Annotated in this window: 17 protein-coding genes; 9 read left to right on the top strand and 8 right to left on the bottom strand. The window is 69.8% G+C overall.

The features are described from left to right. Window positions 1-5: 5 nt before the first annotated feature. Complete coding sequence (locus ACTHL4_RS12230; protein WP_440283048.1) at window positions 6-881, bottom strand: polyphosphate kinase 2 family protein; 876 nt, start codon at window positions 879-881, stop codon at window positions 6-8. A 28-nt stretch (window positions 882-909) separates the two neighbouring features. Next, complete coding sequence (locus ACTHL4_RS12225) at window positions 910-2,061, bottom strand: alpha/beta hydrolase family protein (RefSeq protein ID WP_440283047.1); 1,152 nt, start codon at window positions 2,059-2,061, stop codon at window positions 910-912. 36 nt (window positions 2,062-2,097) lie between these two features. On the opposite strand from ACTHL4_RS12225, the gene ACTHL4_RS12220 reads away from it, so the two are divergent. Beyond that, window positions 2,098-3,159, top strand: a complete 1,062-nt coding sequence (locus ACTHL4_RS12220; RefSeq protein ID WP_440283046.1) for an ATP-dependent DNA ligase — start codon at window positions 2,098-2,100, stop codon at window positions 3,157-3,159. A 241-nt stretch (window positions 3,160-3,400) separates the two neighbouring features. Here the strand turns inward: ACTHL4_RS12220 and ACTHL4_RS12215 are convergent, their stop codons facing one another. Further along, window positions 3,401-4,714: a DUF222 domain-containing protein gene (locus ACTHL4_RS12215; protein ID WP_440283045.1), complete on the bottom strand. Its 1,314-nt coding sequence runs from the start codon at window positions 4,712-4,714 to the stop codon at window positions 3,401-3,403. 241 nt (window positions 4,715-4,955) lie between these two features. After that, window positions 4,956-6,035, bottom strand: a complete 1,080-nt coding sequence (locus ACTHL4_RS12210; protein ID WP_440283044.1) for a DNA polymerase domain-containing protein — start codon at window positions 6,033-6,035, stop codon at window positions 4,956-4,958. A gap of 136 nt (window positions 6,036-6,171) precedes the next feature. Between ACTHL4_RS12210 and ACTHL4_RS12205 the strand changes: the two genes are divergently transcribed. The 3 genes from ACTHL4_RS12205 (at window position 6,172) to ACTHL4_RS12195 (ending at window position 10,642) form a co-directional block, all read left to right on the top strand. Continuing rightward, window positions 6,172-8,574 (top strand): lamin tail domain-containing protein, encoded by a 2,403-nt coding sequence (locus ACTHL4_RS12205; protein WP_440283043.1) that lies wholly within the window; start codon window positions 6,172-6,174, stop codon window positions 8,572-8,574. A 123-nt stretch (window positions 8,575-8,697) separates the two neighbouring features. Continuing rightward, a complete protein-coding gene (gene msrB / locus ACTHL4_RS12200) occupies window positions 8,698-9,123 on the top strand; it encodes a peptide-methionine (R)-S-oxide reductase MsrB (RefSeq protein WP_440283042.1) in 426 nt (141 codons plus the stop codon). 88 nt (window positions 9,124-9,211) lie between these two features. After that, complete coding sequence (locus ACTHL4_RS12195; protein WP_440283041.1) at window positions 9,212-10,642, top strand: amino acid permease; 1,431 nt, start codon at window positions 9,212-9,214, stop codon at window positions 10,640-10,642. 2 nt (window positions 10,643-10,644) lie between these two features. Here ACTHL4_RS12195 and hemQ read toward each other — a convergent pair whose 3' ends face one another. From hemQ to yczR, 3 genes are all read right to left on the bottom strand, one after another. Continuing rightward, complete coding sequence (hemQ, locus tag ACTHL4_RS12190) at window positions 10,645-11,358, bottom strand: hydrogen peroxide-dependent heme synthase (RefSeq protein WP_440283040.1); 714 nt, start codon at window positions 11,356-11,358, stop codon at window positions 10,645-10,647. Window positions 11,359-11,380: 22 nt separating this feature from the next. Continuing rightward, window positions 11,381-12,763 (bottom strand): protoporphyrinogen oxidase, encoded by a 1,383-nt coding sequence (gene hemG, locus ACTHL4_RS12185; RefSeq protein ID WP_440283039.1) that lies wholly within the window; start codon window positions 12,761-12,763, stop codon window positions 11,381-11,383. 104 nt (window positions 12,764-12,867) lie between these two features. Further along, window positions 12,868-14,289: a MocR-like transcription factor YczR gene (gene yczR, locus ACTHL4_RS12180; protein WP_440283038.1), complete on the bottom strand. Its 1,422-nt coding sequence runs from the start codon at window positions 14,287-14,289 to the stop codon at window positions 12,868-12,870. A 125-nt stretch (window positions 14,290-14,414) separates the two neighbouring features. On the opposite strand from yczR, the gene yczE reads away from it, so the two are divergent. Further along, entirely contained in the window at window positions 14,415-15,158 is a 744-nt protein-coding gene (yczE, locus tag ACTHL4_RS12175) for a membrane protein YczE (protein ID WP_440283037.1), read from the top strand. Here yczE and hemE read toward each other — a convergent pair. Continuing rightward, complete coding sequence (gene hemE, locus ACTHL4_RS12170; protein WP_440283036.1) at window positions 15,052-16,113, bottom strand: uroporphyrinogen decarboxylase; 1,062 nt, start codon at window positions 16,111-16,113, stop codon at window positions 15,052-15,054. The genes yczE and hemE overlap by 107 nt on opposite strands. Before the next feature lie 101 nt (window positions 16,114-16,214). On the opposite strand from hemE, the gene ACTHL4_RS12165 reads away from it, so the two are divergent. The 4 genes from ACTHL4_RS12165 (at window position 16,215) to ACTHL4_RS12150 (ending at window position 21,623) form a co-directional block, all read left to right on the top strand. Further along, a complete protein-coding gene (locus tag ACTHL4_RS12165; protein ID WP_440283035.1) occupies window positions 16,215-16,802 on the top strand; it encodes a DUF3000 domain-containing protein in 588 nt (195 codons plus the stop codon). A gap of 67 nt (window positions 16,803-16,869) precedes the next feature. Continuing rightward, window positions 16,870-18,222 carry an HRDC domain-containing protein gene (locus ACTHL4_RS12160; protein ID WP_440283034.1) on the top strand — a complete coding sequence of 451 codons (1,353 nt, stop codon included), beginning with the start codon at window positions 16,870-16,872 and terminating at the stop codon, window positions 18,220-18,222. A gap of 51 nt (window positions 18,223-18,273) precedes the next feature. Next, entirely contained in the window at window positions 18,274-19,512 is a 1,239-nt protein-coding gene (locus ACTHL4_RS12155) for a thiolase family protein (RefSeq protein ID WP_440283033.1), read from the top strand. Beyond that, entirely contained in the window at window positions 19,512-21,623 is a 2,112-nt protein-coding gene (locus ACTHL4_RS12150) for a 3-hydroxyacyl-CoA dehydrogenase NAD-binding domain-containing protein (protein ID WP_440283032.1), read from the top strand. Before ACTHL4_RS12155 ends, ACTHL4_RS12150 begins: the two co-directional genes overlap by 1 nt. Window positions 21,624-21,695: the final 72 nt, after the last annotated feature.

Genomic DNA, 21,695 nt, shown 5'->3' with positions numbered 1-21,695 from the left:
GCCGGTCAGGTGGCGGCCAGGCGTCGCTGCTGCTCGGCGACGTCGAAGTCCGGCCCGGGCCAGTGCAGGTCCAGACCGCGCAGTTCTTCCAGCAGCAGCTGCTGGACGGCCAGTCGGGCATACCACTTGTGGTCGGCCGGGACGGCATACCAAGGGTTCTGCTCGGTGGACGTCTTGTCGAAGACGGCCTGATAGGCCTGCTGGTAGTCGTCCCATCGCTCGCGCTCGTCGATGTCACCGGGGTTGAACTTCCAATACTTGTCCGGCCGGTCGAGGCGCTCCTGCAGGCGGGCCTTCTGCTCGCCGGAGGAGATGTGCAGCATCACCTTGATCAGGTGGATGCCCCTGTCGTTGGCCGAGCGCTCGAAGCTGTTGATCTGGTCGTAGCGGCGGCGCCAGGTCGCCGGTGGCACCAGGTCGTGCACGCGCACCACCAGCACGTCCTCGTAGTGGGACCTGTCGAAGACCCCGATGTAGCCGGGCGGCGGCAGCTCGCGGCGGATGCGCCACAGGAACGGGTGGCGCCGTTCCTCGACGGACGGTGCCTTGAAGGCGTGCAGCCGCACACCCTGCGGGTCCACCGTGCCCACGACGTGCCGCATGACGCCGCCCTTGCCGGAGGTGTCCATGCCCTGCACGACCAGCAGGATGGCGGGCCCGTCGCCGTCCCGGCCGCCGGCGTAGAGCCGCTCCTGCAGATCGTCGATCTCGTCGCGCGCCGCGTCCATCGCCTTCTCGGCGTCCTTCTTCTTGCCCGAGAAGCCAGGCGTGGCAGCGGGATCCAGGTCGGCGAGCCGGAACCCGGGGCCGACCTGCAGCACACTGCCGAACGAGTCGTCCACCTGCTCGGGCTTCTTCCCGCCGTGCTTGTTCTTCGCCATGCTGCATGATGGCACAGCGGGCGGTCGCTCAGCCCGAGCAGAATTCCGCGACCAGGCCTTCCCACCGGTCCGGGTCGACGTTCCACTCGCGGCAGTGTCGCGCGACGTCCCAGGTCTGCAGACACACCAGGTCCGGGCGCGCCGCCGCCAATGCCGCGGACGGCGCGTAGGGCACGAATTCGTCCACCGCGGAGTGGATCACGAGCATCGGCCGGCTCAGCTCGTCGGCGCGCCGGACCCAGTCGGTGAGCCGCACGTCGACCGGCTCGTCCAGTCCGGCGGCCCGGGCGCGCAGCGGCCCGCGCATCAACCGGGCGCCCACCCGGGAGATCAGCCGGGGCAGCCGGTGTGCACCGGCGTGGAAGTCGAGCACCGGCGCCCAGGACACCACCGGGGAGTCGAGGACGACCCGGCTGACCAGGTCGGCGGTCCAGGACCGGTCCAGCAGTTGCAGCACCGTGGCACCGCCCATCGACCAGCCGAACAGCTGTACGTCGCGGGCGCCGTGCGCAGCGGCATACAGGGCGGCGGCTTCGACATCGGCCCACTCGGTGAGGCCCAGGTGGTAGCGGTGATCGCTCGACGGTGGCGCGCCGAAGTCGTTGCGGTAGTTGGGTATGACGCTGCTGACACCCAGTTCGTGCAGCACCGGCACCGCGCGTAGCGCCTCGCTGCGCAGGGCTCCGCGGCCGTGCACCAACACGGCCCAGCGGTCGCTGCCGGCGACCCGGTCCGCCCAGGCGGGCATCGGACCGACCGGTGTGTCCAGCTCGATGTCCTTCAGCGCCACCGGCAAGGAGGTCGCCGGCGGGCCGCAGAAGTAATAGCCGTTGAAGCGGACCTGCCCGGCCCGCAACTCACCGAAGTCCGTGCCGTCGAGCCGACGGGTGACCCGGTCACCGGTCACGTCGAGCACCTCACCGATGCGTGCGTGTGTCTCGAATGCGTGTTGCCACACGCCGTACCGGCCGGGTGCGACGGACTCCTCGGTGGCCGCCAACACGACGTGGTCGGCACCGACGGCGAGCAGTGGCACGTCGTCCACCGGCACGACCGGCGTGACCAACTGCCGTGCGAAGTAGCTGGAGATGCCCACCGTTCCCCCGCCCACCGCGGCGGTGACACCGGTCGTCACGCCGGCAGCCGGCGCGATGGCCCGGCGGAGCACAGTGCTGTTCATGACGTCATCGTCGCAGCCGACGGGCACAATGGCCGGATGGACCTGCCGCTGGAGTTGCCGATCACCCCCATGCTCGCCAAGGCGACGACGGCCGTGCCGGCCGCGGACAGTGTCGAGGGCGGGTTCCTCTACGAGCCGAAGTGGGACGGCTTTCGCTGCATCGTGCTCAAGGACGGTGACGAGGTGGAGCTGGCCTCCCGCGGGTCCAAGCCGCTGACCCGCTACTTCCCGGAGCTGGTGGAGGCGGTTCGTGAGCAGCTGCCCGACCGGTGCGCCCTGGACGGTGAGGTGGTAGTGCGCGCCGGCGAAAGGGGTTCTGCCCGGCTCAATTTCGAAGCGCTCAGTCAACGCATCCACCCCGCGGAGTCGCGGGTGCGCAAGCTCGCCGAGGAGACGCCGGCCGAGGTGATCTTCTTCGACGCCCTCGTCGTCGACGGCAGATCGTTGCTGGATCAGCCCTTCGAGGAACGTCGCGATGCGCTCGTGGCGGTGATGCGCTCGGTGGGTGCGCCCTTCCACCTGACCCGGGTCACCGACGACCCGGCGGTCGCGCAGGACTGGTTCCGCAGGTTCGAGGGCGCGGGCCTCGACGGTGTGGTGGCGAAGGCGAAGCTCGCGCCATACCAGCCGGGCAAGCGGACGATGCTCAAGATCAAGCACACCCGCACCGCCGACGCGGTGCTCGTCGGCTACCGGATCCACAAGAGCGGCAAGGGTGTCGGTTCCCTGTTGCTAGGGCTGTATGACGACGACGGCACGCTGCGCAACGTCGGCGGCATCGTGTCCTTCACGGCTAAGCGCCGCCTCGAACTGATCGATGAACTGCAGCCACTGGTGGTGCGTGACGACGACGGCGACGCGGTGCGCGGCGAGACCGATCGCTCGCGCTTCAGCAGCAACAAGGACGTGTCGTTTGTCCGGCTGCGGCCCGAGCGGGTGGTCGAGGTGAAGTTCGACCAGTTGGAGGGCCGGCGTTTCCGGCACGGGGTCGGATTCGTGCGCTGGCGGCCCGATCGCGAGCCCGAGTCGTGCCTGCTGTCCCAGGTCGACCGGGCGCCGGCATACGACCTGGACGACGTGCTGACGACGGCCGACTGACGGTTCGACGCGTGGTCCAGCCCACCGGGTGGCACGAGCAGGCTCACGCAGTCGCTGCGCTGTGCCAGCGCTTCCTACCGAACCTCATCGGTGTGTAGGTGCACGGCTCGGCCGTGTTGGGTGGAATGTCTCCGGCTTCCGATCTCCTCGTCGTCATCGAGTCGGCCGCGGCGAAGCGGCAGTCTCGCCGGCGCCCAGCAGGCGAGTGGCATCGACAACGCGCGCGGGATACCGCCGGCGGTCAGGCGGCGGTGATCGCGTGTCCGGGCATCCGGCCAGGGATCAGGTGCCACGTGACACCGGTGCTGGAAACCGTTGCGAGGTACCCGCGCCGGTGCACGGTGTGGTGATGCCGGGCGCACAACAACGCCGAGTTGATCAGCGACGTGTCGCCGCCGGCCCACCACGGGGTGACGTGATGCACTTCGCAGAATCCCGGCGGCCGATCGCAACCGGGGAACGTGCACCCGCCATCGCGCAGCAGCACCGCGGACCGCAGCCCGCCGGTCACCAAGCGCACTTCTCGCCCCACATCCAAGGGCTCACTGGGCCCGCCCAGCACCACCGGGATCAGGTTGGCGTTGCACGCCAACCTGCGCGACGCGCCTGCATCCAGCACATCCCCGGTCGGGCTGGACGCGCCACCCACACCCGCGGTCAACGCCGCCAACCCCATCGTCACCAGGACCGTCGCGCCGCCGGCAGGACAGCCTTTCCCGGTGAGCGCCTTCGCGCCCGCGTTGATCAGATCGAGCAACGCATCCGCCCGGCGTTTGCCCGGAGTCCGTTCGTCCCGTGTGCAGTCGTGTCCCGGCTCCTCGGCGGCGTCGCGGCTGTGGCGATCATGGTCGGCGCATCCGTCCGTCGACGGTTTCGGCGCCGACCCGGCACTGATGGCCGCCTTCAGAACCGCCGCATTCGCCGGGGACAGTTCGGCCACCAATCGCAGCATCCCCGTCGGCGTGCGCGACCAGCTCAGCGACTCCGCCTCCTCCAACTGCTCGTCCTCATCGGACAACTTCTCCGGGCCGTAGGTGGCCAGGATCTTCCGGGTCAACGCGTCCACCCCGGACGTGCCCAGCGCCGGGTCCAGCTGCAGATACCAGCCCAGGATCTCGCCACGGTCCGCGTCCGGCAGCACCGGCGCCACCTTCTTCGCCGCGTGCAGTGCCGTCTTGGCGACCGCCAACGTGCACGCACCGTCCCGGACCGCTGCGGCAAGAACCTCGTTGCGCCGCTCCCGGCACGCCTCGGCCACCACCGCGATCGTGTGCGCCTCCCGCGGCTCGAGCACACACCCGGCCGCGGTGGCCGCGCCGATCACCCACTGCTGCGTGCTGGCCGCATCCGACTGCGCCACCGTGCCCCGCTGCACCGCATCACTGGTCACCAACGCCGCGACCTGCGCGGAGCGGGTATGCAGGAACATCAGATCGGACATCACCTGCGTCAGCGCATCATCGCCCAGCTGTGCCAGTGCCGCAGGCAATCCACTGACCGCTTCCCGCAGCTGATGAATCTGCGCGGCCAACTCCGGCCCTCGACCAGGCACCACACGCCCCGAACCGTCTACATTTTCGGCCGAAGCATTCTGCTTCGATCGATCCGGCAGCACCATCCTCGAATCGACTGCCACAACGCCTCACCTCTTCCGATGACCACTGTTTCGACTGCTTTCAGCCTAACTGTTACCACCGACAACCGGTCGACGCCATTCGGAACTGTGTATGAATACGAGCGCGTCGATTGCGCTGGCCGGCGCTGCGACGCCGCAGTCGTCGACGAAGCGTGTCGCGCTACTCCGCGATCCGGTTACCGTCCGCGTCCCAGTGCTCGGCCACCTTCTTCGACGGCTGCACACGCGGTGGCTCGCCGGGCATCTTGGGATAGTCCGGCGGGAAATTGAGCTCGCCGCCGGGCAGCGTCTCCCACAGCTGCAGCAACGGCTCGAGGGAGTATGCCGTGTCGTTCATGTCCGCCCACGGGTCACCCTCGGCCAGCAGCTCGGGCACCGTCACCAGATTGAAGTCGCGCGGATCCGAGACCTCGGCCAACTGTGACCAGGACATCGGCGTGCTCACCGGCGCGCCGGGACGCGCGCGCAGGGACCACGCCGAGGCGATCGTCCGGTCCCGGTTGTTCTGATTGAAGTCCACGAAGATCCGCTTCCCCCGCTCCTCCTTCCACCAACTGGTCGTCACCCCGCCGTCGCGCCGCTCCAGCTCGCGACCGAACCCGATGGCAGCGTGCCGCAATTCCTCGAAGCTCCATCGTGGTTCGACGCGCACATAGATGTGCACGCCGCGGTTGCCGCTCGTCTTGGGGAAGCCCCGCAACCCCAGCTCCTCCAGCAATTCGCGAGCGACCGCGGCGACCCGCTGCGCGTCGGCGAAACCGGTGCCGGGCTGCGGGTCCAGGTCGATCCGCAGCTCGTCCGGCTGGTCGACGTCCGGGCGACACACCGGCCACGGGTGGAACGTCAGGGTGCCCATGTGTGCCGCCCACACCAGCGACGCCGGCTCGGTCGGGCACAACTCCTGTGCGGTGCGTCCGCTGGGGAACGTCACGGCGACCGTCTCGACGTAGTCGGGCGCTCCCCGCGGCAGGCGCTTCTGATAGAAACCGTCGCCGTCGTCGCCAGACCCGGTGGACAGCCGCATGCCCTCCCGGTAGCCGCTCGGCCAGCGCTCCATCGCGGTGGGCCGCTCGCCGACCGCGCGCATCAATGCCTCGCCGACCGTCGCGAAGTATTCGCACACCTGCAGCTTGCTGATCGCCGGCGTGCGGTCCGTGGCGTCGTAGATCACCCGGTCGGGACTGGACACGCGCACTTCGCGGTCACCCACGACGACCTGTGCCGCTGGAGTCTTGGCCATGGGACCAACCTACGGGCGATTCGCCCCGAGTTCAGCAGGTCGTCACCGCGCAACGCCCCACCGCACCATGCCGAGTCCTACAGTCACTGGGACGCGGCGCGATCGCGCCGTCTCGCATCACCCCTGGAAGGTCCCCATGCCACAACTCCCCTTGCGCACGCGCGTCACCCGCGTACGACTCGTCACCCTCCTCGCCGCGTCCGCCCTGGCGGTCGGCGGCTCCGCGAGCCTGGCCGTCACCCCGGCACACGCGGCCTCCGACTCCGTGGTCATCTCCGCCGTCTACGGTGGCGGCGGCAACAGCGGCGCGCCCTACCAGAACGACTACATCGAGCTCTACAACCGCAGCTCGAACCCGGTCGACCTGACCGGCTGGACGCTCACCTACTACTCCGCCGGCGGCAACAGCGGCGGCACGACCACGCTGAGCGGCTCCGTGACCGCGGGCGGTCACTTCCTGGTCCAGGAGGGCGCCGGCACCGGCTCCGCCCCGGCGCTCCCCGCCCCCGACGCCAGCGGCACCCTCAACATGTCGGCCACCAACGGCAGCGTCGTCCTGCGCCAGGCCGGTGCCACCGTCGACACCGTCGGGTACGGCGCCGTCACCTCCTCGTATGTCGAGGGCTCGAACGCACCGGCGATGTCCAACAAGACGGCGGACAGCCGCAGCACCGGCTGCATCGACACCGACGACAACTCCCAGGACTTCGTCGGCGCCGACCCGAGGCCGCTGAACTCCACGGCACCGGCGGGTGTGTGCGGCACCGACGGCAACACCCAGCCGCCACCCACCGGCACGTCCTCGAGCATCGAGCAGATCCAGGGCATCGGCTTCGAGTCGCCGCTGGCCGGGCAGCAGGTCAAGGACGTGCGCGGCATCGTCACCGCTGTCAACGGCAGCGCCGGCTTCTGGATCCAGTCGGCGACCCCGGACGACAACCCGCGCACCAGCGAGGGCCTGTACGTGTTCGGCGGAGCCGGCATGGTCAAGGTCGGTGACGCCGTCACGGTCGCCGGCAAGGTGTCCGAGTACCGGCCCGGGGGCGTGTCCAACGGCAACCTGACGACCACCGAGCTCGGCTCACCGAACATCCAGGTCACCAGCTCGGGCAACCCGCTGCCCGAGGCGATCGAGATCGGCTCGACCGGGCACGTCCCGCCGGCACAGGTCGTCGAACAGGGCACGCCGGGCAACGTCGAGCAGGCCGGACTCACCCTCGACCCGGCGATGAACGCCCTCGACTTCTGGGAGTCGTTGGAGGGCATGCGGATCCAGGAGACCGACGCCAAGGCCGTCGGCCCGACCGCCACGTCGTACGGCGAGACCCCCATCGTTCCGGCGAACACCACCGACGTCACCTGGACCCCCGACGGCGGCGTGCTCTACCGCAGCTACGACACGCCGAACGCGATGCGACTGATCCTGTCCGATGCCTTGCTGCCGAAGGGTTCGATCGCCCCGGCCAACACCGGCGACAGCTACGCCGGCGTCACCGCCGGCGTCCTGGACTACAACTTCGGCAACTTCACCCTGATGGCGACCCAGGCCGGCCAGCGGCAGTCCGGCGGCACCACCCGCGACGTCGTCGAACCCGCCGGCAAGAAGCAGGCGGCGGTCGCCACCTTCAACGTGGAGAACCTCGCGCCGAGCGACCCGCAGCGCAAGTTCGACCGCCTGGCGGGCCAGATCGTCACCAACCTGGCGTCCCCGGACATCCTGGCCATCGAGGAGATCCAGGACAACACGGGCGCCACCGACGACGGCACGGTGGACTCCACCGCGACCACGGACAAGCTGATCGCCGCGATCAGGTCCGCCGGCGGGCCGTCATACCAGGCGAAGTGGATCAACCCGGTCAACGACCAGGACGGCGGCCAGCCGGGCGGCAACATCCGGTCGGTCTTCCTCTACCGCAGCGACCGCGGTATGACGTTCGTCGACAAGCCCGGTGGCACGTCGACCAACTCGGTCGCGGTCACCGGGAAGGGGCCGTGGGCGTCGATCAACTACTCCCCCGGCCGGATCGACCCGACGAACTCGGCGTGGGAGGACTCCCGCAAGCCGCTCGTCGGCGAGTTCCTGTGGTGGGGCAAGCCGTTGTTCGTCGTCGCGAACCACTTCAACTCCAAGGGCGGCGACGACGGCATCATGGGCCGCTACCAGCCGCCGCAGCGCTCCTCGGAGGTGCAGCGACACGCCCAGGCAACCGCCGTTCGCGGTTTCATCGACGACCTGCTCGCGGCGAACAAGCACGCGAACATCGTCGTTCTGGGTGACCTGAACGACTTCAACTTCAGCCAGACCGCGGCCATCCTCAAGGGGTCGGGCAGGACCGCGATGACGGACCTGATCGACACCCTGCCGCCGAACGAGCGCTACACCTACGACTACCAGGGCAACAGTCAGGTGTTGGACCAGATCCTGGTGAGCCCGGCGCTGACCACGAAGTACGACTATCAGGTCGTGCACACCAATTCGCAGTTCTACGACCAGGACTCCGACCACGACCCGCAGGTCGTGAAACTGGCAGTGCATTGATGACGCCGGTCGGGTAGGGCGAGGATCGCGCCCGTACCGAGACCAGCGGCCGCCCGGGAACGCCCCGGGCGGCCGCGTTGTTGTGCACTACGACAGGACTTCCACGACGGAAAGGACGCCCCCGTGAGCGACCAGTCGGCATACCAGGTGAGCAAGACCGACGAGGAGTGGCGGGCGGAGCTGTCGCCGGCCGAATACGCCGTGCTGCGGGAGGCGGCCACCGAGCGCCCCTTCACCGGCGAATACAACGACACCGAGACCGAGGGCGTCTATCACTGCCGCGCGTGTGGTGCCGAACTCTTCCGCAGCACGACGAAGTTTCACAGCCACTGCGGCTGGCCGTCCTTCTACGCGCCGTCCGAGGACGACAACGTCGAGCTGATCTCCGATCGGTCGATGGGGATGGTCCGCACCGAAGTCCGTTGCGCCAGCTGCGGATCGCACCTGGGCCACGTCTTCGAGGGCGAGGGCTATCCGACGCCGACCGATCAGCGTTACTGCATCAACTCGGTGTCGTTGAAGCTCGCGCCGACCACCGGGAGCGACTGACCGGTAACCTGGCGGGCCGTCGCCGCGCCTCCTCGACAGCACCCCGAACGGGTGCCACGCTGGGCCGGTTCGGCACAGGAGGAGAGCCATGGCGACGGACCGTCCCACCCCGATCCCCAGGACCACCGGGATCTTTCGACGCAAACCGATCGAGGCCGCCGAGGACAGCGGCCTGGAGCGCACCGTCGGTCTCTGGCAACTGACCGCCATCGGCCTCGGCGCCATCATCGGCGCCGGCATCTTCGCGCTCGCCGGCACGGTCGCCAAACACGATGCGGGGCCGGCCGTCTCGATCTCGTTCATCATCGCCGGCATCGCCAGTGCGTGCGCTGCGCTGTCGTATGCCGAGTTCGGCGGGCTGATCCCGCGTGCCGGTTCGGCATACACCTATGGGTATGCCGTGCTCGGCGAGGCCGTCGGCTGGTTCATCGGCTGGGACCTGCTGCTGGAATACACCGCGATCGTGGCTGTCGTCGCGATCGGCGTCTCGCAGTATTTCAGTTTCCTGCTCGATGCGATCGGCATCCATCTGCCGGCCTGGATGCTGGGCGCTCCGGGCACCGGTCCGGGCCACCACATCGATCTTTTCGCGGTGCTGCTGTGTCTCGGCGTCGCCTGGTTGCTCAACCGTGGCATGCGCACCAGCGCCAAGGTCGAGACCTGGCTGGTCTTCGTCAAGATCGCGATCGTGCTCGCAGTCATCGTCGTGGGCTTCTTCTACGTCAAGTCGGACAATCTCTCGCCCTACCTGCCCTACGGCATGTCCGGTGTCGCGACCGGCGCGGCGACCGTCTTCTTCGCGGTCTTCGGGTATGACGCGATGAGCACCGCCGCGGAGGAAGCCAAGGACGCCGAGCGCAATCTGCCCAAGGCGATCATCCTGTCGCTCGCCATCGCCATGGTGCTCTACCTGCTGGCCGCCACCGTGCTGACCGGCATGGTGGACTACACGCACCTGTCCGACAGCGCCGCCTTCGCCGAGGCGTTCAACGGTGTCGGGCTGACGGTCTTCGCCAAGATCGTCGCGCTCGGTGCGATCGTCGGCATCATCACCGTGCTCTACTCCTTCACCCTCGGCGCCTCGCGGGTGTGGTTCGCGATCAGCCGGGACGGCCTGCTGCCGGCCTGGTTCGCCCAGACCAACAAGCACCAGTCGCCGCACCGTCCGACCTGGATCATCGGCGTCGTCGCGGCCGCCATCGCCGGGTTCGTCAAGATCGGCGAGGCCGCGGAACTCACCAACATCGGCATCCTGCTCGCCTTCGTCGTCGTCTCCGCGGCGGTGATCGTGCTGCGCTACCGCTCACCCGACCTGCCGCGCACCTTCCGGACGCCCTTCATGCCGATCACCCCGTTGCTCGGCATCGGGTTCTCGATCTGGCTGGTCACCAAGCTCAGCGAGGCGACCTGGATCCGCTTCGCCGTCTGGTTCGTCCTCGGCGCGATCGTCTACGCGGCATACGGCTATCGGCACAGCAAGGTCGGTCAGGGCGAAGCCGTCCAGACCGACGACGGGTAGGCCTACCGCAAGCGGCGTGCCAGGTCCCCGATCGGGGTGAGCGGTCCGGTGAAGAACGGGATCTCGACGCGGGTGTGCATGCGGGCCTCGGCGGCGCGCAAGTCGCGCATCAGGTCGACGATGCGGTGCAACTCGCCGGCCTCGAAGGCCAGGATCCACTCGTAGTCACCCAGGGCGAACGCCGGCACGGTGTTGGCCCGCACGTCCGGGTAGCCGCGCGCGAGCAGACCGTGGTCCTTGAGCATCGTGCGACGCTCGACGTCGGGCAACAGGTACCACTCGTAGGAACGCACGAACGGGTAGACGCACACGTACTTCTTAGGCTCGGGGTCGACCAGGAAGTCCGGCACGTGCGACTTGTTGAACTCCGCCGGACGGTGCACCGCGACGTTGGACCAGACCGGATCGAAGCTGCGGCCCAGCTCGGTCAACTGGAAGCGGTGGTAGGCGTCCTGCAGCGGCTCGATGTCGGAGCTGTGCCACCAGATCAGCAGGTCGGCGTCGGCGCGCAGGCCGCCCACGTCGTACGTCCCGCGGACCACGACGTCCTGGGACTCCAGCTCCTTGAGGAACTGCTCGGCCTCGGCGATCGCGCCCTCCCGGTCGTCCGGCAACGCGCGGGTCGCCTTGAACGCGGAATACATCGTGTAGCGGATGGTGTCGTTGATCTCGTTGATCGCCTTGGCACCGGGTCGCAGTCGCTGGTCGTCGCTCATGGCCTCATTGTCCCTCGGTCGGTCAGCGCCCGCCGAGGTGGGTGAGCACCGCACCGGCCGCCTTCCGGCCGGTCCCGATGCACGCCGGTATGCCGACCCCTTCGTATGCCGCACCGGCGACCTCGAGGCCGGGCAACGGCCGCAGCGCGGCCCGCACTGCCGCGATCCGGTCCAGGTGGCCGACGGCATACTGCGGCAGTGCCCCTCCCCACCGCTGCACGTGCGCGGCGACCGGACGCGGGACGTCGCTGCCGAGCGCCGCCCGCAGGTCCGCCATCCCGGCGGCAGCCAGCTCGGCGTCGCTGCGCTGCAGGTCGGCCTCCTCGCCGTGACGCCCGATCGAGACCCGCACGAACCTGACCTCCGGCGCCGCCTCCGTCAACCAGGGCCACTTGCTGGAACTGAACGTCGAGGCCTTGATCCGGCGACCGTCGACCGGTGGCACCAGGAAGCCGGAACTGCCTGCGAACACATCAGATTCGTCGGTGGCGAAGGCATAGGTCACGATCGCCATCGATGCGTACTCGATCTGGCCGAGCGTGTGTGAGGCGTCCGGGGCAACGCCGTCGAGCAGCCGTGAGGTGGCCCGTGCCGGCGTTGCGAGGACCACCCCGTCGGCATCGAGGAACTCCGGGGACCGCGTCTCCCCCACGGTGATCCGCCACCGGCTGCCCACGTGTGCGACGTCCCGCACGGTGGCCCCGGTGCGCACCGTGACACCACGGTCGAGCAGGAGCCGCACCAGGTGTTTGGGCAGTGAACCGATCCCGCCGCGCAGGCCGGCGAAGACGGGTGTGGGTGGTTCGGCGGTGACCGGCCGAGCGCTCGCCGCACGAGCCGCCTCCGTCAGCGCGCGTCCGTGCCGGGCGGCGGTCAGCAGCGCCGGCGCCGCGGCCGCCGCCGAGAGCCGGCGGGCATGGCCGGCGTACACCCCGCCGAGCAGCGGTTCGACCAGCCGGTCGACCACCGCCGGCCCCAGCGCGGCCTCCACCAACTCCCCCACCGACAGGTCACCGTCCGGCCGCACGAGCTGTTCGGCACGCACCCGGTCCAATTCGTCGTCCGTCAGCAGTGCGCGCAACGAGTCGGCGTCAGCGGGTACGCCGAGCATCGTGCCGCGGGGCATCGACCGCAGCCGGCCCCGGGTCCAGATCGAGGCGGACACCGGCGCAGGGTGCACAGCGGCGACATCGAGATCGGCCAGCAACTTCAGGGCCTCCGGTCGGCGGGCCAGCATGGATTCGGCGCCGACGTCGACCTGGTGACCGGCGATCGTCGCCAGCCGGAGCTTGCCGCCGATCTGCGGGGACCCTTCCAGAACCACCACTTCGTGTGAGGAAGCAGCTGCTTCCAGGGCAGCGGCCAGACCACTGATCCCTGCGCCGACGATGACGATACGAGCCATGCCATCAGCTTCTCACCCGCGCGACCCATGAGCGTAGGAGCACCCGGCCACTGTCCGAAAACCGTTCAGTCCAGGCAGAATTCGCGACTCATGCGCGCACCCTGTCAGTGCGAGCGGACAGCTCCGGGCCGCATGCCGACCTCGGACCACGCCTCGGCGATCGCGTCCGCCGCTCGCCGCAGGGTCATCTCGTCCAGCGCGTACGGCGTGCGGATCCACCGCTCCAGCCCCCGCCCGTCGACTGCGAAGAGCGACCCGGGCGCCAGCAGCACGCCGCGGCGTTCGGCCGCCGTGACCAGTGCGGTCGAGCTCTCGGTCGGCAGGTGCCACCACAGGCTGAGACCGCCTGCCGGGGCGTCCACCTGCCAGCCCGGGCAGCGCTCGGCAAGGCCGAGCAGCACGCGGCGCGAGTCCGTGATGCGCTGCCGCGACTCCGCACTCAACTCCCGCTGGGTCCGCAACAGCCGCGCCACCACGAGCTGCTCCAGCACCGGCGCGCCCAGATCCATCGACAGCCGAGCCCGCGCGATCGCTCCGCTGAGCGCGTGCGGCGCGCGGATCCAGCCGATCCGCAGGCCGCCCCAGAAGGTCTTCGACGCGCTGCCGACCGTGACACAGTCCGGTGCGTGGCCGGCCATCGGACGGGCATCGATCGGGCGATCCAGCCAGATGTCGGACATCGTCTCGTCGACCACTCCGGTCACCCCGGACGACCGCCACTTGCGCGCGATGCGGGCGCGTTCCTCGTCGGACCACACCGCACCGGTCGGATTGTGAAAATCGGGCATTGCCACCATCATTCGCACACCCGAGCGTCGTATGACGCCCGCGACGTCGTCGATCGCCTCGGTGACCAGCGGCGCGCCGACGACCCGCGCGCCGGCGTGCTGCAGCGCGCGCAGCGAGTTCGGATAGGTCGGGCTCTCCACCACCACCGGATCCGCCCGATGCAGCGTCGCCCGGAAGATCGCGGCCAGCCCGGCCAAGGCGCCGGTCGTCACGATGATCTGGTCCGGATCGGTCGGCACACCGCGCTCGGCGTATCGGGTCGCGATCGCCTCCCGCAGCTCCGGCACTCCGAGCGGGAAGTAACCGGCGCCGGCGATGAAGGACGGCATCCGTTCGACCGCCCATTCGTACGCGCGATTCAGACCGGGCGTCGCCGCCGGGGCCGCGCAGGTCAGGTCGATCACGTCCTCGCCGGACGGCTGCAGCGCGGAGAGCTCGAGCGGCTCGCCGCCACCGGCGACCGGCCCGCCCGGAACCTGCACGACGGTGCCCGACCCGCGCACGGCGGACGCATAACCGCGCTCGCGCAGCACGCCGTACGCCCGGGTGACCGTGGTGCGGCTGACGCCCAGGGCCGTGACCAGTTCGCGCTCGCTGGGCAGCCGGGTGCCGTGCAGCAGGCGACCGTCGGCGACCAGTCGGCGGATGCCGTCGGCCAGCCAGCCGTACGCCGGCGCTCCCGCCACCCGCGGGCCGAGCAGCACGGACAGGCGGCGGGCCGACACACGGGTCTCCATGCGCCCATGATCCCCGCAGTGGCATCGTCGGGCAAGGCCACCTTGTTCCTCGGTCGGCCCGGTCACGCCACTTGCCGATGAGTGGCTCTTCTTCTGCGGGCCACTCATCGGCCATGCTGGACGGCATGCAGCCGACCCTCGCCGCGCTCACGCCCCGCGAACAACTGCGCGCCGGACGCCTGCCCAGCCGGCTGGTCCGTCTCTTTGCCGGCCTCACGCTGTACGGCCTGGCAATGGCGCTGTTCGTGCGTGCCGGACTCGGCCTCGACCCGTGGGACGTCTTCCACTACGGCGTCGCCCAACACCTCGGCCTCGACCTCGGCACCACCGTCATCCTGGTGAGCATCCCGGTCCTGCTGTTGTGGGTCCCGCTGCGCCAGTGGCCGGGCTTTGGCACCATCGCCAACGCCATCTGGATCGGCATCGCCACCAACGTCGCACTGGCGATCATCCCGACGCAACACGCGTTGCCGGCGCGGATCGTGATGCTGCCGATCGCCCTGGTGATCAACGCGATCGGCGGTGCCCTCTACATCGGCAGCCAGCTCGGTCCCGGCCCCCGGGACGGCCTGATGACCGGCCTGCACCTGCGCACCGGACTGAGCCTGCGCCTGGTGCGCACGTCACTCGAACTCACCGTGCTGGTCGTCGGGTGGCTGCTCGGCGGCGTCGTGGGCATCGGCACCGTGCTCTACGCGGTGTCGATCGGCCCGCTCGTGCAGTTCTTCCTGCGGCACCTGGTCGTGCCGTTGGACGAGCCGGTCAGGACGTCGAGTTCGACCCAGCGCCCGACACCGAGTGCACCAACTCCACCACCCGCGTCAACGCGTCCGGATCGGTGCTCGGCAACACCCCGTGGCCGAGGTTGAAGATGTGGCCGCGGGCGGCCCTGCCCTGCTCCAAGATCTCCCGGACCTTCGCCTCCAGCGGCTCCCAGGGCGCGAACAGCAGTGCTGGGTCGAGGTTGCCCTGCAGGCTGTATGACGGCCCGACCCGCCGGGCCGCCTCGTCCAGCGGCACCCGGTAGTCCACGCCGACCACCTCGGCGCCCGCCTCGCCCATCGCGGCCAGCAGCTCACCGGTGCCGACACCGAAGTGGATGCGCGGCACGTCGAGGTCCGCGACGGCAGCCAGCGCAGCGGCCGAGTGCGGCTGCACGAAGCGTCGGTAGTCGGCCAACGACAACGCTCCGACCCACGAGTCGAAGAGTTGTACGGCGCTCGCGCCGGCCGCGGCCTGCACCCGCAGGAACGTGCCGGAGATGCGAGCGAGCTTGGCACACAACGCGTTCCAGGTGTCGGGAGCGCCGTACATCAGCGCCTTGGTGTGCTCGTGGTTCTTGGACGGACCACCCTCGACGAGGTAACTGGCCAGGGTGAACGGCGCGCCGGCGAAACCGATCAGCGGTGTCCCGCCCAGCTCGGCGGTCGACAGACGCACCGCCTCCGCGATGTCCTGCACCTGGTCAGGCCTCAGCTCCGGCAACGCCTCGACGTCCGCCGCCGTACGCACCGGGCGCGCCACGACCGGACCGGTCCCCGGCACGATGTCGACATCGACACCGGCCGCTGCGAGCGGGACCACGATGTCGCTGAAGAAGACAGCCGCATCGACGCCGTGACGCCGCACCGGCTGCAGGGTGATCTCACAGACCAGCTCCGGCGTCCGGCACGCCTGGAGCATCGGGACGTCCGCCCGGGCCTGGCGGTACTCGGGCAGCGATCGCCCCGCCTGGCGCATGAACCAGACCGGGGTGTGTGTCGTCGGCAGGCCGCGGGCGGCGCGCACCAGCGCGCTGTCGCGGGGGTCGGGAGCAGCAGTCACGCGCACGATCCTCGCACGGACCCGCAGCGCGCACGCCGGCACGGCGACCCGCCGGACCGAGATGCAGCAATCGAAGGGATGTACGACCTAGGCTGGCAGACGTGGGAAACCAAGACCTTGGCGGCGCGACGGCACCGGACTTTCAGGCGGCGGTTCGCGACCTGCAGAGCGTGCGTTTGCGGCCGGAGATCAGCCTGACCGAAGTGCCTGCCCCGAGGCGGATCGCCCCCTACTCGCTGGCCATGACCGCCGATGTCTGCAGCACCGTCCACCCCGACGACGCCGAGCTGGCGACCGGCCGTTTCGTGGTGCTGCACGACCCGGATTTCCCTGAGCCCTGGGAGGGTTCGTGGCGCCTGGTCACCTATGCGCGAGCCGAGCTCGAGGCCGAGACCGGTGCTGATCCACTCCTCGGCCAGGTCGGCTGGAGCTGGCTGCTGGACTCGCTGCGCGAGGCCGGAGCCGAGTTCCGCGCCGAAGCCGGCACGGTCACCCGCGTGCTGTCCGAGGGCTTCGGTTCGCTCGCCGAGGACGGCGGCAGCGTCGAGCTGGAAATTCGTGCGTCGTGGACACCGGCCGGACACGACCTGGGCACCCACCTGGCCGCCTGGACCAACCTCCTGTCGACCGTCGCCGGTCTGCCTCCGCTGCCCGAGGGCGTCGTCGCCCTGCCGGGGCAGCGCCGATGAGCGAGCGAAGCAAGCGACCTATCGGACTCAGGGCGAAGCGCGACTCCCGACGAAGGAGGGGGACGCGGTGAGCTCCGACCGAGGCGAGCATCCGAGCGAGGCACGAGTGCGGCCCGCAGCCAAGGGACGAGGCACGACAGAAGGATTGAGCACGACGGACACCCCGGACGAAACGCCGGCATACCCGGTCCTCGCGGCGCCCGCCGACGGCATACCCGAGGTGATCGCCGACGAGCGCGGACTGCAGCGTGCCGCCGATGCCGTGGCTGCCGGGCACGGGCCCGTGGCGCTGGACGCCGAACGCGCCGCGGGATACCGCTACGGCAATCGCGCCTATCTGGTGCAGCTGCGCCGGGAGGGCGCCGGCACGTTCCTGCTGGACCCGGCCGCGCTGCCCGACCTGTCGCCGATGCAGGACGCGATCGGTGCCGCCGAATGGGTGCTGCACGCCGCCACTCAGGACCTGCCGTGTCTGGCCGAGGTCGGATTGCACCCACACGCGCTGTTCGACACCGAGCTCGGCTCGCGCCTGGCCGGCCTGCCGCGCGTCGGCCTGGCCGCCGTGATCGAGCACTACCTGGGCATCTCCCTGGCCAAGGAGCACTCCGCGGTCGACTGGTCGACGCGTCCGCTGCCGGAGCCGTGGCTCAACTACGCAGCCCTGGACGTCGAGGTGCTGGTCGCGGTGCGCGACAGGTTGCGTGAGGACCTCCAGCGGCAGGGCAAGCTCGACTGGGCGCTGCAGGACTTCGCCGCGCTCACCTCGTTCACCGGGCCCCCGCCGCGCACCGACCCGTGGCGTCGCACGTCGGGCATGCATCGCATCCGGGACAAGCGGGCGATCGCGCGGGTCCGTGAGCTGTGGCTGGTCCGTGACGCCATCGCGCAGGAGCAGGACATCGCGCCCGGGCGGATCCTGCCGGACGCGATGATCGTCGAGCTGGCCAATGCCGCACCACGCACCGCCGAGGCGCTGCAGCAGGTCGGGTCGTCCCTGCGCACCTCGTCGCGCAGCCGCGCCCGGGCCGCCGGCCGCGGCACCGCCCGGTACGCCGCCCGCTGGCTCGATGCGATCGCGCGGGTGGCGGCGATGAGCGAGGCCGAGCTGCCGCCGGCGACCGTGCGCAGCGATGCGCCGCCCCCGCAGCGCACCTGGCCGGACCGCAACCCGCAGGCGGCTGCCCGACTGAACTTCGTGCGTGAGCGGCTGGGCGAGTTCTCCGAGCAGCACGACGTGCCGCTGGAGAACCTCATCACGCCGGACACTCTGCGCCGCGTGTTGTGGACTCCCCCGGATCCGTTGAGCGACAGCAGCATTCGGCACAAGCTCGCCGAGCTCGGCGCCCGGCCGTGGCAGGTCGACGTCGTGGCGCCATACATCCTGGCAGCGCCGAGCGGGCCCCCTGTTACTGACGAGTAACAAGTCCCGTAGAGTCGGAGACGTCAACTCGTCCCACTCTCGGGAGGCACCGTGCCCCGCACGCTTTCTGAGGTCGTCTTCGTCGACGGCGTTCGCACGCCGTTCGGCAAGGCCGGGGAGAAGGGCATGTACGCCCAGACCCGCGCCGACGACCTGGTCATCAAATGCATTCGTGAACTCCTCCGCCGCCAGCCCGACCTGGACCCGGCGAAGGTCGAGGAGGTCGCCATCGCGGCAACCACCCAGATCGGCGACCAGGGCCTGACACTCGGTCGCGTCGCCGGTTTGCTCGCCGGCCTGCCCACCTCGACGCCCGGCTACTCCATCGACCGCATGTGCGCGGGCGCGATGACCGCCGTGACGAACACCGCGTCCAGCATCGCCTTCGGCGCCTACGACATCGCCATCGCCGGCGGCGTGGAGCACATGGGCCGGCACCCGATGGGTGAGGGCGTGGACCCCAACCCGCGGATCATCGCCGAGAAACTGGTCGACCCGTCGGCGCTGGTCATGGGCGAGACCGCTGAGAACCTGCACGACCGCTTCCCGCAGATCACCAAGGAACGCTGCGACGCGTTCGCAGTGGGCAGCCAGGAGAAGCTGGCCCAGGCGTATGCCGACGGGAAGATCCAGCCCGACCTGGTGCCCGTCGCGACGCGGCACGCCGAGAAGGGTTGGGGCCTGGCCACCACCGACGAGCCGCCGCGGCCGGGCACGACCGTCGCGGATCTGGCCCAGCTGAAGACGCCGTTCCGTCCGCACGGCAACGTCACTGCGGGCAACGCGGCCGGTCTCAACGACGGCGCGACCGCGTGTCTGCTGGCGTCCGAGCGCGCCGCCACCGAGCTCGGCCTGCCGGTCGGGATGCGGCTGGTCAACTACGCCTTCGTCGGTGTCGAGCCGGAGGTCATGGGCGTCGGACCGGTGCCGGCCACCGAGAAGGCGCTGGACCACGCGGGCCTGGACATCAGCGACATCGGGCTCTTCGAACTCAATGAGGCCTTCGCCGTCCAGGTGCTGGCGTTCCTCGACCACTTCGGCATCGCCGACGACGACGAGCGCGTCAACCTGTATGGCGGTGCGATCGCCACCGGTCACCCGCTCGCCTCCTCCGGCGTGCGGCTGATGACGCAGCTGTCCCGTCAGTTCGCCGAGCACCCGGAGGTTCGTTACGGACTGACCGCGATGTGCATCGGCATCGGCATGGGTGGCGCCGTCATCTGGGAGAACCCGCACCACCAGGACTACGTCAGCAGCGTGGACTCGAACACGTCGGAAGGAGCCGCGTGATGACCGACACACAGACACTCCCCCAGGTGGACGAGGTCGTCACGCACGCCCACCTCCAGGACGTCCAGCTACCGGGCGGCGCAGGCACTTTCGCGCTGATCACCCTGGACAACGGCTTCGACCACACCAAGCCCAACTCGTTCGGACCCGCCGGGCTGGCCGAGCTGGGCGAGGTCCTCGACACCGTCGCCGACCGCGCCCATCGCGGCGAGATCGTCGGTGCGGGCATCACCGGCAAGCCGTTCATCTTCGCGGTGGGAGCCGACATCACCGGCATCCCGTCGATCACCGATCGCGACCAGGCCTTGCAGATCGCCCGCGCGGGCCACGACACGTTCAGCAAGATCACCGCCCTGCCGGTGCCGACCTTCGTCTTCATCAACGGCGCGTCCATGGGTGGCGGGGTCGAGATCGCGTTGTATGCCGACTACCGCACCATCTCCTCCGACGTGCCCGCCTACGCGACCCCCGAGTGCTTCCTCGGGCTCGTGCCCGGCTGGGGCGGCACCTACCTCGTGCCGCACCTGATCGGCACCGAGAAGGCGGCCCAGCTGATCATCGGCAACCCGTTGTCGCAGAACCGGATGATCAAGGGCAAGAACGCCTTCGAATTCGGCTTGGCCGACCGGCTGCTGGAGCCGGTGACCTTCCTGGAGGACTCGCTGACCTTCGCCGCCCGCGTCATCACCGGCGAGGAGACCGTCGAACGCACCTCTGTGGACACCTCCGAGGAGGCGTGGAACGGCGCGCTGGACAAGGCGCGCGCCGAGGCCGATGCCAAGACCGGGAAGGCGGCGCCGGCGCCATACCGGGCGATCGAGCTGATGCGCGCGGCGCGTACGGCGTCGCGGGAGGAGGTCTTCGAGGCCGAGAACCAGGCACTGGCCGACCTGATCATGACCGATGAGCTGCGCGCCGGGCTGTACGCGTTCAACCTGGTGCAGAAGCGCGCCAAGCGCCCGGCGGGCGCCCCGGACAAGTCGCTGGCCCGCAAGGTGACCAAGGTCGGCATCGTCGGCGCCGGCCTGATGGCCAGCCAGATGGCGCTGCTGTTCGCGCGCAAGCTGAAGGTGCCGGTGCTGCTCACCGACCTGGACCAGGAACGCGTCGACAAGGGCGTGGCCTACACGCACGGCGAGATCGACAAGCTGCTCGCCAAGGGCCGCCTGTCCGCCGACGGCGCCAACCGGCTCAAGGCGCTGGTGTCGGGATCCACCGGCAAGGACGGCTTCGCGGACGCCGACTTCGTGATCGAGGCGGTCTTCGAGGAGATGTCGGTCAAGAAGAAGGTCTTCGCCGAGGTGGAGGCCGTCGTGTCACCGGAGTGCGTGCTCGCGACCAACACGTCCTCGCTGGACATCACCGAGATGGCGTCGGAGCTGACGCACCCGGAGCGAGTGGTGGGCTTCCACTTCTTCAACCCGGTCGCGGTCATGCCGCTGCTGGAGATCATCCGCGGCGACCAGACCGACGACGCCACGCTCGCAACAGCGTTCGCCGCCTCCCGGGGCCTCGGCAAGACCAGCATCCTGGTCAAGAACTCCCCGTCGTTCGTGGTCAACCGGCTGCTCGGCCGCTTCATGGGCGACGCCGGCAGGATCGTGGACGAGGGCACCCCCATCGAGGTCGTCGAGCAGGCGTTCGCCGGGCTCACCCCGATGCCACCGTTCATGCTGATCAGCTTGGTCGGGCCGGCCATCGCGTTGCACAACAGCGAGACGCTGGCCGCCGCGTTCCCGGACCGGTTCTACGTCTCGCCCAACCTGGCCGCGGTGGTCGAGGCCAAGATCGGCAGCTTCTACGGCAGCGACGGGGCGATCGACAGCACGGTGCTGGAGCTGTTCGAGGCGCCGGCCTCGCCGGTGGAGCTCGCGTCCGAGCAGGTCCGCGAGCGGGCCTTGTCGTCCCTCGCCGACGAGGTGCGACGGATGCTGGACGAAGGCGTCGTCCAGGCGCCCGAGGACATCGACCTGGCGATGATCACCGGAGCCGGTTTTCCGTTCTGGAACGGCGGCGTCACCCCGCTGCTGGACCGCACCGGGATCAGTGAGAAGGTGACCGGCCGCCGGTTCCTCGAGCCGGGGGTGGCCTCGGTCCGGTCTGCGGACTGACCCGCGTCATACCACGGGACGTCGTAGATCGACGCGAAACAGGGCCCTGTGACACGCATCGCGTGTCGCGGG

This window comes from Flexivirga sp., from assembly GCF_051955415.1.
Classification (GTDB): Bacteria; Actinomycetota; Actinomycetes; order Actinomycetales; family Dermatophilaceae; genus Flexivirga.
This window is presented reverse-complemented; position numbering and strand designations above follow the sequence as displayed.

Bases quoted from the DNA above. Each gene is read 5' to 3' on its own strand.
- ACTHL4_RS12230 (WP_440283048.1), bottom strand. From the start codon at position 881: ATGGCGAAGAACAAGCACGGCGGGAAGAAGCCCGAGCAGGTGGACGAC.
- ACTHL4_RS12225 (WP_440283047.1), bottom strand. From the start codon at position 2,061: ATGAACAGCACTGTGCTCCGCCGGGCCATCGCGCCGGCTGCCGGCGTG.
- ACTHL4_RS12220 (WP_440283046.1), top strand. From the start codon at position 2,098: ATGGACCTGCCGCTGGAGTTGCCGATCACCCCCATGCTCGCCAAGGCG.
- ACTHL4_RS12210 (WP_440283044.1), bottom strand. From the start codon at position 6,035: ATGGCCAAGACTCCAGCGGCACAGGTCGTCGTGGGTGACCGCGAAGTG.
- ACTHL4_RS12205 (WP_440283043.1), top strand. From the start codon at position 6,172: ATGCCACAACTCCCCTTGCGCACGCGCGTCACCCGCGTACGACTCGTC.
- ACTHL4_RS12195 (WP_440283041.1), top strand. From the start codon at position 9,212: ATGGCGACGGACCGTCCCACCCCGATCCCCAGGACCACCGGGATCTTT.
- hemQ (WP_440283040.1), bottom strand. From the start codon at position 11,358: ATGAGCGACGACCAGCGACTGCGACCCGGTGCCAAGGCGATCAACGAG.
- hemG (WP_440283039.1), bottom strand. From the start codon at position 12,763: ATGGCTCGTATCGTCATCGTCGGCGCAGGGATCAGTGGTCTGGCCGCT.
- yczR (WP_440283038.1), bottom strand. From the start codon at position 14,289: ATGGAGACCCGTGTGTCGGCCCGCCGCCTGTCCGTGCTGCTCGGCCCG.
- yczE (WP_440283037.1), top strand. From the start codon at position 14,415: ATGCAGCCGACCCTCGCCGCGCTCACGCCCCGCGAACAACTGCGCGCC.
- ACTHL4_RS12150 (WP_440283032.1), top strand. From the start codon at position 19,512: ATGACCGACACACAGACACTCCCCCAGGTGGACGAGGTCGTCACGCAC.